Annotated in this window: 11 protein-coding genes; 4 read left to right on the top strand and 7 right to left on the bottom strand. The window is 40.6% G+C overall.

The features are described 5' to 3' along the window. Positions 1-1,137: 1,137 nt before the first annotated feature. The 4 genes from Q9L42_RS20130 to Q9L42_RS20145 all read right to left on the bottom strand — a co-directional run bounded on the left by Q9L42_RS20130 (position 1,138) and on the right by Q9L42_RS20145 (position 4,775). Positions 1,138-1,602: a hypothetical protein gene (locus tag Q9L42_RS20130; protein WP_305910470.1), complete on the bottom strand. Its 465-nt coding sequence runs from the start codon at positions 1,600-1,602 to the stop codon at positions 1,138-1,140. After that, positions 1,599-2,564: a ParB/RepB/Spo0J family partition protein gene (locus Q9L42_RS20135; RefSeq protein WP_305910471.1), complete on the bottom strand. Its 966-nt coding sequence runs from the start codon at positions 2,562-2,564 to the stop codon at positions 1,599-1,601. Before Q9L42_RS20135 ends, Q9L42_RS20130 begins: the two co-directional genes overlap by 4 nt. A 4-nt stretch (positions 2,565-2,568) precedes the next feature. After that, positions 2,569-3,450: a ParA family protein gene (locus tag Q9L42_RS20140; protein ID WP_305910472.1), complete on the bottom strand. Its 882-nt coding sequence runs from the start codon at positions 3,448-3,450 to the stop codon at positions 2,569-2,571. An 878-nt stretch (positions 3,451-4,328) separates the two neighbouring features. Further along, positions 4,329-4,775: a hypothetical protein gene (locus tag Q9L42_RS20145; protein ID WP_305910473.1), complete on the bottom strand. Its 447-nt coding sequence runs from the start codon at positions 4,773-4,775 to the stop codon at positions 4,329-4,331. Positions 4,776-4,985: 210 nt separating this feature from the next. Between Q9L42_RS20145 and Q9L42_RS20150 the strand changes: the two genes are divergently transcribed. Continuing rightward, entirely contained in the window at positions 4,986-6,269 is a 1,284-nt protein-coding gene (locus Q9L42_RS20150; RefSeq protein WP_349432777.1) for a replication initiation protein, read from the top strand. Positions 6,270-6,456: 187 nt separating this feature from the next. Here Q9L42_RS20150 and Q9L42_RS20155 read toward each other — a convergent pair whose 3' ends face one another. From Q9L42_RS20155 to Q9L42_RS20165, 3 genes are read right to left on the bottom strand one after another with little or no spacing between them, the layout of a single operon-like run. Continuing rightward, the gene (locus tag Q9L42_RS20155; protein ID WP_305910475.1) at positions 6,457-7,818 is read right to left on the bottom strand and encodes an ISL3 family transposase; all 1,362 of its coding nucleotides are present in this window, start codon (positions 7,816-7,818) and stop codon (positions 6,457-6,459) included. A 9-nt stretch (positions 7,819-7,827) separates the two neighbouring features. Next, positions 7,828-8,868, bottom strand: a complete 1,041-nt coding sequence (locus Q9L42_RS20160; RefSeq protein ID WP_349432867.1) for a restriction endonuclease subunit S — start codon at positions 8,866-8,868, stop codon at positions 7,828-7,830. 59 nt (positions 8,869-8,927) lie between these two features. Beyond that, positions 8,928-10,964 carry an HsdM family class I SAM-dependent methyltransferase gene (locus Q9L42_RS20165; RefSeq protein ID WP_305910476.1) on the bottom strand — a complete coding sequence of 679 codons (2,037 nt, stop codon included), beginning with the start codon at positions 10,962-10,964 and terminating at the stop codon, positions 8,928-8,930. A gap of 135 nt (positions 10,965-11,099) precedes the next feature. Here Q9L42_RS20165 and Q9L42_RS20170 point away from each other — a divergent pair, with 135 nt between their 5' ends. The 3 genes from Q9L42_RS20170 (at position 11,100) to Q9L42_RS20180 (ending at position 13,413) form a co-directional block, all read left to right on the top strand. After that, entirely contained in the window at positions 11,100-12,026 is a 927-nt protein-coding gene (locus Q9L42_RS20170) for a hypothetical protein (protein ID WP_305910477.1), read from the top strand. Between the two features lie 413 nt (positions 12,027-12,439). After that, a complete protein-coding gene (locus Q9L42_RS20175; RefSeq protein ID WP_349432778.1) occupies positions 12,440-13,093 on the top strand; it encodes an AAA family ATPase in 654 nt (217 codons plus the stop codon). Further along, positions 13,084-13,413 (top strand): hypothetical protein, encoded by a 330-nt coding sequence (locus tag Q9L42_RS20180; protein WP_305910478.1) that lies wholly within the window; start codon positions 13,084-13,086, stop codon positions 13,411-13,413. Before Q9L42_RS20175 ends, Q9L42_RS20180 begins: the two co-directional genes overlap by 10 nt. Positions 13,414-14,159 lie beyond the last annotated feature (746 nt).

The raw sequence follows: 14,159 nt of genomic DNA on the forward strand, positions 1-14,159 counted from the left end.
TGGTCGATCAAATTCTTAAACCAGAAAGCTTTTGTCGGTCAGTGTAATCATTACACTGACTAACGGCTGAAACCATCAGAGTGTATCAATCGATGAGTGTAATGATTACACTCATTAAAAAATTGCGATTCTGTACCTTCAGACCGTCAGTGTAATGGTTACACTCGCGTCTATTGGTCGATCGAATTCCTAAGGTAAAGCCTTTATAGCTGAGTGTAATCATTACACTGACTAACGGCTGAAACCATATAGCTTCTATTCGCAGAGTGTATCAATCGATGAGTGTAATGATTACACTCATTGAAAAACTGCGATCCTAATTCCTATTTTGCCAAGCATTTTGCGCCTTCAGACCGTCAGTGTAATGGTTACACTCCCGTTTATTGATCGATCAAATTCTTAAACCAGAAAGCTTTTGTCGGTCAGTGTAATCATTACACTGACTAACGGCTGAAACCATCAGAGTGTATCAATCGATGAGTGTAATGATTACACTCATTAAAAAATTGCGATTCTGTACCTTCAGACCGTCAGTGTAATGGTTACACTCCCGTTTATTGATCGATCAAATTCTTAAACCAGAAAGCTTTTGTCGGTCAGTGTAATCATTACACTGACTAGCTTCTGCAACCATATATTTGCTACTTGCAGAGTGTATCAATCGATGAGTGTAATGGTTAGATCGGGGGGGGGGTAAATTACCAAATGAAATTTATCGAGCAATACTCTTTGATAAATAAGTGTAATGATTACACTAGCGAGGATGCCGCCCTTAAATTTCGACAAACGGCATAATTAGCCAGGCGAGTGTAATGATTACACTCATTAATTCCATTAAAAATGGACACCAATTTATTTAAAACAACCCTCTAATTTGGATGAGTTGAGGTTATTTAATGTATGTATAATACAACATATAGTGTAAGCAATTGACTACATATTCAGTTGTGTAAGTCATCATCCATGATAACTAGATTCCGGCAATCCAGTCGCTAGAAAAAACCAATAGGGCGATGAGGATCGATGTCAACATCAAGGACGCGGTTGTGACCAGGGAAGGGATAGGTTCTTCCCCCGGACGTCGAAATGTTGATACCAGCAAGTGTATTCATTGAGTACTCGGTGAGTACATAATTGCTATGTTGCGCTGTCCGAAAACGTACAAAATTCAAGCCTCTCAACAGTTATGCGTCTAATAACAGCGGCCATGATAACAAGTGGTACAGATGGATCGATATAGTCCGGAGGTTCATGATTTGCTCCGAATAAGGCTGCACTAATTGATTCATGCCATGCGCGACGCCATAAATCATTGGGCAATAAGATGGTATGTTGAGAATCTTTGTTACGAAGGCCTTCGCAATCAATAATCATTTGCTTACGATACGGAGTTCGCTCATTATCTAGAAATAATTCCAAGGCTTCGATAATCCATTTCGTTTTTTCACGAAAGCCATAATCATTGAGTATCATTTGTTCTTGCATTGCCTTGGTTGACGCTTTCGGCAACTTAAATGTAACACGCGTGCAATCCTTTTTTTGTGGTGGCTCAGGAAGTTCAATTACACCGTCTAAGGAAGATGTATCAATACGCTTTTTCATTTGGATAACAGTTTAATCATATTATGCCAAGCTTGCTCAACCTCTGCTGGATTAGTCCAATCAAGATCTGATGGCAATTCCAAGTCCATAGACTGATTAACCGTTTCCATGATTTTTTTAATCGCCGAAAATTGGTTAACCTTCATTCGGCCAAGAAAAATTGAGGCTTTTTTGGGACTGTTACGCTTAGACTCTGGTACTGGCTCAGCAGAGACCGTTTCCTCATCCTCAGAAGGCTCAGACTGCTTGGAAGCTAATTCTGGGAGAAACCCGCTAATAACTGCTTCACGAGCCTGAGCTAAGCTAACTTGATTATTGATAACAGCTTGATAGATCTCTTTATCGGCTCTGGCGATTTGAAGATATAAAAAACAAGTACGACGTGATTTTTTAATCGTTTTTTCAAGTTTTTCAGCTGTAATAGGGGTTTCATGAATCTTTTGATGAAACTCGTCAAGATCATGTATAGCTTTAATAATTTCACCTGGAGACAGTTCTTCTCTTTGTAAATTTTCAATTAAGGAAGTCGCTCTATCTTTGAATTGATCGGATTGTCTTGGTCTGACAAATGCACGAATTTGAGTTTCTTGAAGTAATAAATGAGCAAGATAACGTCGTTCACCAGCACGAACTTCATACTTGTCGTCATCATTAACAAAAACAATGATAGGATGGTAAAGGCCGTCATCCTTGATCGATGCAGCCAGCTCTTTGATACTGATAAAAAATTGTGCTTTTTCTGAGTCAGAAGATTTTTCAAGGTCAATTTCATTGCGTGCATGCGCTATGATCTCGTTAACACTGACTTTTCCGATGAAACGGGCATTATGTTGATCAAGGACTACAGAATCGACCGAAATATACATTAGAGAACCTTCGCCGCCCGGCTGGGTACGCGAAGCCTCGTCACTGATCATTCCAAAAATGTTGTCGTCTTTGATTCGAAGTTTTTTTGCAGCCATTTGCTTATCCAAAAACGCGCTTAAAAATCTCTTTACACACTTTGGTTGCTTCAAGTCGTAATGGATTTTTAGGAGGTAAATCAAAAATAGAATCAGCTTCAACGATCATACTTTCTTTATAACCGACCCGATCAGACAGATAATACGGCAAGATATAAGACTTCAGCTTAGGATCGCGAGAAAGCTCGTGAAGATGCTCTTTATGTATAATTGTTTGCTTCCTAAATTTATTTGGCAATATCCCGGATATCTTCAGCTGATCATTTTTTGGACGAGATCCATTTAATGACTGTACTAAGCCAAACATACTGAGCAATCCTTCAATACTGGGGACCTCCATTTCAGACGGGATAACAACATTAGAAGAAGAGAAAAGTGCAGCCGAAGTCAAAGGGCCCTTTGAAGGACGAGTATCAATTAAGATTAGATCATAGGCGTCAATAACACCTTCGAGACGAACAAACTTATAAAGTCGGTTTAGGACTTTGGTAAATACATCTGATTGCGTAACCATCTCGACTTTCTGTAAGTCAGCTGAATGACCTGGTAATATTTCGATGGATTCGTGTCGCTTTGTTGGATAGACCACGGGAAAGTCACTAATCCATATGTCGGCCGCGGAACTTCGTCCTGAGGTCCATTCAGAATCATTTGGATCCCACTCAGGATGGATAGGGGGCACAAATTCATAAGTTTTATCAGTATTGATGTAATCCATTTCGACAAAACGTCGGGAAAGGTTGGTTTGTGGATCAAGATCAATAACCAATACTTTCATCTTTTGTCGGGCAGCATAGTCAGCAAGAAGCATGGTAGTAAAGCTTTTGCCTGTCCCGCCTTTATTGTTGGCAATAGTTAGTGTTCTTGCGTGTTTTTTCTGTGACATAGAGAAAAGTCTTGAAGTAGAAATGAAGCTTGTGTATCAATTTTGTAATATTAAATTTTAAAAGTCAATAATTATAATAATAGATCATTGTAAGATGGATTTGTAAGAGTTACTAAAATTCATCAATCAAATTGCGTATTGAAACAAACAACTTTTTGGAGGTGATAAAAAATGACGCATTAAATTACATCTTTTTTTAGCGTTATTTTTCAAGTCGAAAAGGCCAAACGCACCACTATTTTTGCGAAAGCTTGTTTTGGGTATCCCAGCCCAATCAAGCGGCAAAAATTACGTGGCAACTATTGCCTTCGGCGGCCCCGATTCGTCCTGCGTCCGTGCCACTCCGCCACATCATCGTAAACTCGATGCGGGCTCCGTCGCACTCCCACAAATGACTTGACGCCGTGTCGGGAAGCCTTTTATTTTGTCTCCACCTTCGCTATCGCTACGATTCCGACAAAACAACCGGCCCTACGGCTATCGGGGACTAAAAATCTTCACTTCGCTCACGCTCCGTTTCCAAGATTTTCTGCGAATGTAACTACAATGACGGTTAGACGAAAGTTGGCTTGATCAGAATTTAACTGAACTACTTATGAGGACCGCTTTAATGCGTTAATCACAATCAAATAGACAAACAATATAAATAATAAATATTTTTTAAAGAATAATATATATTTAAAGAACGGTGTATGTAGCTGATTTATAAGTATTTTTTATGACTTAAGGTGAAAGAAATTGATAAAGGTGAAAAAAATTGATAAGTCAAACGTGAAAAAAATTGTTAAACGTGAAAAAAATTGATACGAAAAGTGTAAAAAAATGATGCACCGGTGAAAACATTTGTTACAGGGGTGAAAACAATTGATTTCTCTGGATCATAAGGCGCACACCGAAGGTGCTTTGTATTTGAGGTGAAAGAAATTGATAAAACCTGCACTGGGAAGCAACTGGTGGTATGCGATTTGGCGCCCAAAGGTGAAAAGAATTGATAAAAGATCGGGCATGAAATGGCGTGATCCGATGGCGCTTTTGTATTTAAGGTGAAAGAAATTGATAAAACCTGCACTGGAAAGCAACTGGTGATATGCGATTTGGCGCCCAAAGGTGAAAAGAATTGATAAAAGATCGGGCCTGAAATGGCGTGATCCGATGGCGCTTTTGTATTTAAGGTGAAAGAAATTGATAAAACCTGCACTGGAAAGCAACTGATGATATGCGATTTGGCGCCCAAAGGTGAAAAGAATTGATAAGCATACTCGCTGGTTCGTTAGTAAAAGAGGAGGAAATGTTAAGTGAAAAAAATTATATTTCTTACCACTCAAGAAATTAAACAGGATAAAGATAGCTATGACTTATTGTAGCTAAGTCAATTGATTTCAATCACTTAGAATTAATCACTTTATGCTATTTGCTGTCTTGATGAGTCTATGTAAAATCTTTTGACTGTTTCGCCTTGTAGTATTAAATTATAAGTACTAGCATGTTAGGTGACTGAATAGACTCCTTTATATAGACTCTGATACCGATTCTTAATGAATTTGATAAAAAACACTGAATGGCAAATGCCAGAGAAGTTTGCCAAACATAGCGCGGCAATTTACGTCAAAGGCAAACTAAACTTGAGGCATCGCCAGGCTTACAATATCTTGTTGGCTTACGCACAAAAAAACGGCTTTGCTCAAGGCGATATCTATGAGATGAGTCTTAAGCTAATGCTTGAGGAGCTCGGATACACATCTAATAATCGAAAACACTTTATCAAGCTATTAACGGAATTGGCTGAAATCCCGGTAACCTTCAATGCCTTCGGAAATGATCGGAAGAACCAAGAAAAGTGGCGTGGTTTTACAAGGCTTTTAGCAGATATTGCTTTTTCTAATACGAATCACATTCGCTATTCATTTCCGCCACAGCTTAACGAGTTACTCAAAAACCCATCGATTTACGCTTACATAAATATTTCTGTTCAGAATAACTTTAATACCAAGTATTCTTTGCCGTTGTACGAAATTTTTTCTGAATTGATTAAAAGCAGCGGTAGTGGAAGTTATACGTTAAACCTTAATCGGCTAAAGGACTTTTTCGTGCTCCCCCCAAGCTACGAAGAATATAAAGTCTTCAATCGAGCAGTCATCAAACCGAGCTTGAAGGAAATAAATGAATACACTGAGCTGAATGTTGAACTCAGCAAGACGATTAAAGAAAGTAAGCGAGTTTCTGGGTTAGTCTTCAATATTTCTTTGAAACCAGGTGAAGAAAGGGTTGTTTCATTGCATCAGCTTGATGATATGGAAATCACACCTGAGATTACAAATGCATTTTTAATGTTGGAAGAGCGTCTTGGTGAACGTAATAGCAAGGTCATTCAGCTTATAAAAAACTATCCAGTTCGACAGATTGTTGAAAATATTCAATATGTAGATGACATTAAGCAGCGTCGTGAGATGGAAGGCGGTGAGCCCATTACTGGCGGCTATTATGTTAATGCAGTTAAAAAAGATTATGCTGACAGCATGTTACAAAGAGCGCCGAGTACAAAGCCGGTTATGCCAACACAATCTCATAAGAAGGCAGAATCTTCACAAAAAGAGATTCTTCACAAAATTATTGAGGAGCATGAGGACGAAGCAATTATGGATAGTTTGTCCCAGTTATTTAATGACCCGGACTTCAAGAATAAATCTCAAACTATGCGTTGGCCAAAACTAACGGAGGAGCGTTACCTGGTGTTTCTACAAACGCAAAAAGCGGATGTCAAAATACCCGTAGCTATGCGGGCCGAGGTTAGAAATCATTTGGTCCATGCGCTATTTTAATCCAGGTATAAATAGTGGGTGAGAAATTTTACATACAGCTTAACCCAAAGGTTCCTGTCTGGTCGCAATGAAGGATGCAGACACTTGAGTGAGAGACTGAGAGGATTGAGCGAATCGCTTTACTCAAGTGGGTATCCGGAATAGCCCGAGGAATCCACCAATAAAAATTTATTGTGATTTGTGGAAATCAGTCGAAATGCCCTTGTTCAAAGAGGTCGCATAACGTGGGAATGTGCGGCCCAAAGTAGATTGTTTTTTCTTCTATAATGGTCTTATGTCGAACAGCTTGTTGAGTAGACTCCATTACTCGATTTGTTCTAGTAAAAACGTCATCCGCTTTGTCTTTGCCCCGTTTCTTTTTGCGAATCGCTGTTTTGGCCGGTTGATTGGCTTCTTTGTCATAGAGCATTTTTGCTCGCACCACATCTAAACTATATCCTCTTCCCATACGTTGTATATCTCTTGCTAATCGATTGATGGACTCAGTATAAGCATTGGTGACTTGATAATCAAAACCGTTAAGGATCTCCGGAAACCAGTTATACAGAGTTGTTATAAGCGGTTCAAAATGCGCCTTAGATTCAACCGGGATATTGGGCTCCCAGGCCAGCAACGCCCCTTTCGCTGTTTTTGAATCACAATCTTGATCAAAAATATCAAAAAAAGCTTCCTTGGTTTTATAAATAGCCCCTATTTCCGGGAATAAATTCGACCAATACTCAAGTTTTTCCGCTTCTTCGTTGGACAAATCCCGTTGACGTTTTAACAAGACAAACCGCTCATTTTTCAGTTTCAATCGATCTTTTTTGTCCAACGTCAACCGTATCGCTTTTCTTGCCTTTTCAATGGCCTCGTTCGCCATCCTGACCACATGAAGTTTATCGATGACAACTAGGCGCCCAGGTAACTCAGAATAAACGGAATCCCGATAAGGTTCCCACATATCCATCACAACGATTTCAATGGTGTCAGGTGCTTTGATGTTCTTAAAATACAGGGAAACATCCGATTTCTTTCTTGACGGTAAAAGATCAAATACAGAATTCTTTTCGATATTGGTCAGAATGCAGCGGTAATTGCCCACTAATTTCAATTCATCAATACCTAAAACCCTAGGGGTTTGAAACGGCATCGTTTCCGCCATGTGGCGAGCATAATCATCAAATACATGGCGAATTGTTTTTTCGTCCAGGCCGGTTTCCCGTGCAACCACGGCAAATGTATCACGCATAGCGCGTTTCTGGATGTAGTCTTTGAGCCGAGCGGTCATTAACCGTTTATCGTCAATATCCGGCAGTGGCTCACGAAAAGTTTTACCACAAGAACGACACTTATAACGTAACCGCTGGATTTTTAGAACTAATGGTTTACCCTGCATGGGCGTATCAAAAAACATTTGCTCGGTTTTATCGTGCGAGTAGAGTTTCTGAAACAGGCAGTACGGGCAGGCTTGAGGTTTCAGTTTATTTTCAACGCCGATTTCTAAAAAACGCTCATGATCCGATGCCATCAAAACGCTAAAGTTTGACAGGTTAAGAAGATCATGCATGATGGCTTCCTAGTTTTGAACAACGTATTTCGTTGCGGCCATCTTTTTATCCGCATACTCCACAACACCTTTGATCACCATTTTTTGTATTGCGGAAATAAAGGTTTCCATTGAAACTAACGCTGGCTTTTTGTTTTGAGCGGGGAGCTTCATTGTAAAAGCCAAACTTTGCGAGCTTCTCAGTTTCTTTCCATAAGAGAATTTTCCGAACAAGGATTTCTCCATTGATGTCGTAAAAAATAGCATTGCTTCTTTTGAATAATTTTTTTGGTCGCTCCAATAAACCCCTGTATCGTCTCCAGCACCAAAACTATAATTCCGGTAAAAAGCATTTCCAAAAATATCTATCGTTATCGAATTGTTAGGAAAACTTGCTACAGGGTTTGAAATGTAATTAACGACTCCCGTATTGGTAGTCCCCGCCATGACAAACGGAATCTCTCCGGGAAGCTGGTCGTCTTTTTTAAGTCTTCTGCCTTGAGCAATGTTATTGAAGATTGTTTGGTAGCTGAATTCACCCCAACTGAATTTCCCGTTTTCAAAATCATTCAAAGCCTGTTGTTCATCAGGGGTTAATGTGGTGTCTTTGAGACCAGCCACAGACAGATAGGCTTCCAGCTCCTCTAAACGCTCTGCTTCCAGCTCCGCTATAAAACTTTCCATGAAATCAAAGTCAATTCCGCCATTGTTAATGGGAAGCTTCATCGTGAAATCCAAGCTTTGTGAACTTCTCAATTTATTTCCATAAGAAAATTTCCCCGATAAAGATTTTTGCATGGATATTGAGAAAAACAGCATCGCTTCTTTTGAATAATTTTCCTCATCACTCCAATACACCCCAGTATCATCGCCAGCGCCGAACGCATAATCCCGATAAAACGTATTGCCAAAAATATCAATGGTAATTGAGTTTTTGGGGAAACTTGCTACAGGGTTTGAAATGTAATTAACGACTCCCGTATTGGTAGTCCCCGCCATGACAAACGGAATCTCTCCGGGAAGCTGGTCGTCTTTTTTAAGTCTTCTGCCTTGAGCAATGTTATTGAAGATCGTTTGGTAGCTGAATTCACCCCACTCAACATTTTTTAGTTTTTCGTTAAGTGGGGATTCTACTTTCCCGACTTTTCACCTTCACCCGCTTGTCGTTTGAGCAGGTTGGAAACTTCCCAGGCCAAATAATCACCCACCGTTTTTTTGAAATCCTGCAAGGTCGGTTTGGTATCGATAGGGATGGACTGATTCCAGTCGGCGCCATTGTTCGGATCAATGGTGTTTTCGTAATATTCTGATTCGGTAAAAATGTTGAGCTTGGATTTACCAAAGCGCACCAGGCTAACCAGCTCTTCATATCGCGCTTTCGCTCGATCGGTATCTTTGAGGTTGTTACTGGCTTTTTTCCGGTTAGTGCGCGTGTAGCCATCGTTTGAAAAGTCGATAAATTTAACCCTTTCATCTGGATGGTGCGCTTCATTGACCTTAAACACATAGATATGTGTTTGTACGCTGGATTTGCCAATAAACAGGTCTATCGGCATTTTAATGCTGGCCAATAGCGTATTTTTCTTCAGAATTTTCTGGTTGATGGTTTTCGCCTTGCCTGAGCCTGCAGAGCCTTGAATAATAATGGCGGCATAGCCTTTATCCATTAGTTTAAGTGCTTTTTTGACAAAATTCATGCCGTTACCCTGGGCGGAATAGGGTGGATTGAGTATAAAGGCATCGGCCGGAAACTTTGCATTCGCTTTGCCAAAGTCATACTTGCCGTCAAAATCCTGTAAAGAGTCCTTGTTTAGAATGTTGGAGCTGCCATCACCCATTAAGATCATATTGAGAATGGCTAGCATATACACGCTGGATAATACCTCTAGGCCGAGCAACTGTTCAGCTTTTATCTTCGCCTCTTTTTGGGCAAGATCTTCAGGCGAAGCAATGCTGTTTTTAGCATCGTTCAACATTTCGTTCATTGCAGCAACGAGCAGGCCAGCGGAACCTGTGGCAAAGTCCCAGACATAGGAATCTTTATTGACCCGAGCCAGCTTTGCCAAAAGGGTGGCGATATAGGATGGCGTGAGCACGACATCATTGAGTTTGTCCTGGGAAAAGCCCAGCCAGCCATACATTTCATTGAAGAGCTTGCCGGTAAAGTCGGTGGTCAAGCCGATTTTGTAGTAGATGCCCAAATCATCAACGACTTTGACAAAAACCCGTTTTAACTGGCTTTCGCCATGGGTGACTTTGTTAATATTAGTGGTGGTCAGCGTGTTCTGAAGTGTTCTAAGAATTAAATCGCGCTTTTCTTTCGGGATGTCCTTTTCATTCAAAAAGGCTTTTATCTTGCGGACGATAATATCGCCATCCGTATTACCTTCCTCGGTTGAGGACTTTAAATCCGCTTTTTCAAGCGGAGCGACCTTGCCAGGAACTCCTAGTGTCGCAATTATCGAGGCGGCAACCAGATAAACGCGGTCGTTTTCCCCTAAGCCTTTTTCATTCTGATAAATATCGTTATTCAGCCTTACCAGGCTCGCATCGATTTCTTTTTCGCGTTGTTCTTTGAGTTTGTCGAGTTCTGCTTGCGACAGAGTTAAGGTTTTAACCTGCTCTATAAACGCATCAAAATGTGTCGGTGACAAAAAAGAAAAATCGGTAAAATCGCCGACTTTTTGACCGACGCCAAAATTGGATTTTGAAACGTAATAAACGCCGATCTCGTGCTGGATAGTGTTAGACTCATCTTTATAGCCCGTCATCCCAATGGCAATAATGTCGGTATAACTGGTGTGGTGTAGCAAGGCATTGGCGTAATGCACTGCGCCATTAACAGCAAATGAATTGATGTTTTTAAAATGAGATTCGTTTTTAGCCGTTCTGTTTTCGACCTTTCCGGCCGCATCGAGTTTGACAAGCTTATCTTTGTAGCCTTTGTACTCAATAAGTATAGGAAAGTAATCCAGATTTTTGTCTTGCAATAAGAGCTTTGCATCGGGGCGATTGGCACCTGAGCCGCCGTTTTTGGTAAAGTAATCAGACAGGGCTTTGTCAATTTCAGCATTTAACGATTCTTGCTCTAACTTGTAATCCAGTTCGTAAGATTTAAGCCATCCGTTCGCCAGGTCTGCAATATTGGGTTCGATTGATTTTGCCATATTCCACGCTCCATTCCGTTTTGTGTATAAATTATAGCATGGCGCATTCCACTATCCATTCCGTTTTTGCAATAAATGTCAACTTCCTTTCATGATAGAATTTCCTCGACCATTCCGGGAACCCAAAATTTATTAATGAATTTTTTCTTAGATTTAACTCCGCAAGAGCAAGCCTTGATTGACAGCCTGCCAAAGCCTCCATACTCTGCAACCGTACAATCCACGAATGTTTGGATTATTGAATGGTTATCTCCTGAAGAGAGAAGGACTGGCTATGAATTGCATTGTTGGATGGGAAAGCAACGACAGGGATGGTCGATCTACAATAGATGCGATACAAAAGCAGAAGTCTTACGCTCTATTAAGCGAGCGGCTTATAAGGCTCAACAAACGGGATTTATTCCAGTGCTTCACATTGAGGCTCACGGTGGCCCGATAGGTATAATGCCATCAAGCAAAAGCATAGAGGAGTTCATCGCATGGGAAGAACTCACAAAACCGCTTCAGGATTTAAATGAAGCAACAAAATGTAACTTGATTTTTGTCGTGGCGGCATGCCTAGGACTTGCTGCAGTCCAAGTATTAACAAAAGGACCGCGAGCCCCAGCCGTTGCTTTAGTTGGCTCCGACGAAGAAGTTAATGAAAGCGATCTTTTGCATGGAATGCAAGAATTCTATCGATGTTTTAGAGATGATGATCTAATGCTTTCCGATATTGTAGAAAGCGCTTCGAGAGAAATGATTTCTGCTAACTTTTATATTGAGCCATTCGCGATACTTGCTTATGAATCTCTAGTAGAGCATTTAATAAGAGCAAGAAGACCTGCTGAACGCCAAATGAAGCTGGAGAAACTACGACAACGACTGCGCAATAAAACCAGTTTCTCAGATGAAGAAATAGAAAAACGTTTGGCTAAACTTCCTGAATCTCCCTTATCAGAAAACTTGCAGAAAGCATGGGATTGCATGTTTATGATTGACCTTGATCCGAAAAATAAAGTTCGATTCGGACTTGATTGGGAAGAAATTGCAAGTCAAATATTTACCTGTTCACCTACTTAATAAGTTATAGGCTTACCATTTAGGGAGAATGGGTACATATTGAGTATTCAACCTGTTTGATTAGAGTATTTATTTTAGAATCCGGGCGACTTTCATCCAAGGCATCGTTTAAATGATCAGTCGTTGTTGTCATGTTATTGCTCTTCCGAACAGATTAAGCTGAGGATAAAATAAGTACTCATTGAGTATGCATATAATACTGCATATTCAATGAGTATTCAATAAGTACTCATTGAATGTTCGGTTAGTACTCTATGAAGACTCAAGCTAAACTATAGAAATACTCAACATATGTTAACAGCTTCAGGGCTAGGTGCTATTATGAAGCGGCAGGTAAACAATTGGATGTGTATATCATATATAATGAGTACCCAATCCATATTCATAGAGTATTTGAGTTATGTGAGGTAACAGTGATATTTCTTATCGGCGGACAAAAGGGTGGAACCGGCAAAACCACAGTAGCGATCAATTTGGTTGCGCAGCTTGTCAACATGGGGAAAAAAGCAATATTAATTGATGCCGACAGACAAAGTTCGGCGACTCATTGGGCGGATTATCGTGAAGAAGATAGCACGTTGATGCCTATTAGATGCATTCAAAAGTTTGACAACATCAAAGGTACGGCAATTGAAATGAGCGAGCTGTATGACTATGTCATTATCGATACTGCCGGCCGAGACTCAAGGGAAATGCGAACAGGAATGTTTGCCGCTGACGCAGTGATACTACCATTTAGGGCCACTCAATTTGATTTGCTAACGCTCGAACATGTACAAGGGGTCCTGGAAGAAATTAGGGATGTGAATCCATCATTAGAAGCCCACGCGTTGCTAACACAAACTTCGACCAATTTTCGTGCGACGGATTTTAAAGAGGCTCAAGATATTTTTACCGATTTTCCGGATGTTTCATTAATGAACTCGGTTATCAAACACAGAATGATTTATCAGAATTCGTTAGCAGAGGGCAGGGCGGTAACAGAAATGCGCAGAACGGGCTCAAGTGGCGCATCGGCTAATCGCGAAATTAAGAAACTCACACAAGAGGTTTTATCGTGGCATTAAAACGAATAAAAACAGCCGACAAAAAAACGCCTGAGTTAAGCGAAAAAGAAAAGCAGATCGCAGCCGCGGCAGATCCTGTTCCCGGTAAAAAGATAAAAGGTGTACCAAGGCACGCAGGGAATGAAATTGATTTACGCCCAAGTGCAACGCGATATTTCCCGGTCAACATGCGACTTAATGACTATGAATTATCCGTACTTGATCACCTTCAAGACAAATCCGGCCTTGATCGCCTTGGAGTTCTCCGGTTCATGATTCGGCACTTTGGTAAAAATGTCCCCAAAGCCGATGGCTTGCTGAATGATGTTTTGGATCAGTGATTCACGGCCTTGAATTAAGGGGGGGTGCCAATATGAATTGAATATTCACTAGCGATTCTAATTTTTGAGTCCAATAATTTTAGATAAACCGCTTCACTTCTAGGGATTAGCGAAAATACAGTCTTGTCATTGGTTTTTGCTGTCTGCGATATTTTGGGTGTGCTCACTCCCATCGCTCAAGCGCGCCACTATTTTTGCAAAAGCTTGTTTTGGGCACACTAGCCCAATCAAGCGGCAAAAATTACGTGGCAACTATTGCCTTCGGCGGCCCCGATTCGTCCTGCGTCCGTGCCACTCCGCCACATCATTGTAAACTCGATGCGGGCTCCGTCGCACTTCCACAAATGACTTGGCGCCGTGTCGGGAAGCCTTTTATTTTGTCTCCACCTTCGCTATTGCTACGATTCCGACAAAACAACCGGCCCTACGCTATCGGGGACTAAAAATCTTCACTTCGCTCACGCTCCGTTTCCAAGCTTTTTCAGCTAATGAGGCCGCAACTCCAAGTGTTGCAAAGGCGTGGGTTACTCCATGAAAAGGGCTAATTCGATGACCTTTTTCATTTACTGAAACGACTTCTGTATTACCCCCCACTAAACTGTTCACTTCGCTCAGAAATATCCATTTATAAAACCAAACTTACAACATTTCTAATTATTATTTATTTTTGGCATACCTTGCAAATCAAAAGCAAGGCTGTAATTGCTCGAAAGTATTATAATTTGGTAATCTATATAAAATAAATA

This window comes from Methylomarinum sp. Ch1-1 (assembly GCF_030717995.2).
GTDB lineage: Bacteria > Pseudomonadota > Gammaproteobacteria > Methylococcales > Methylomonadaceae > Methylomarinum > Methylomarinum roseum.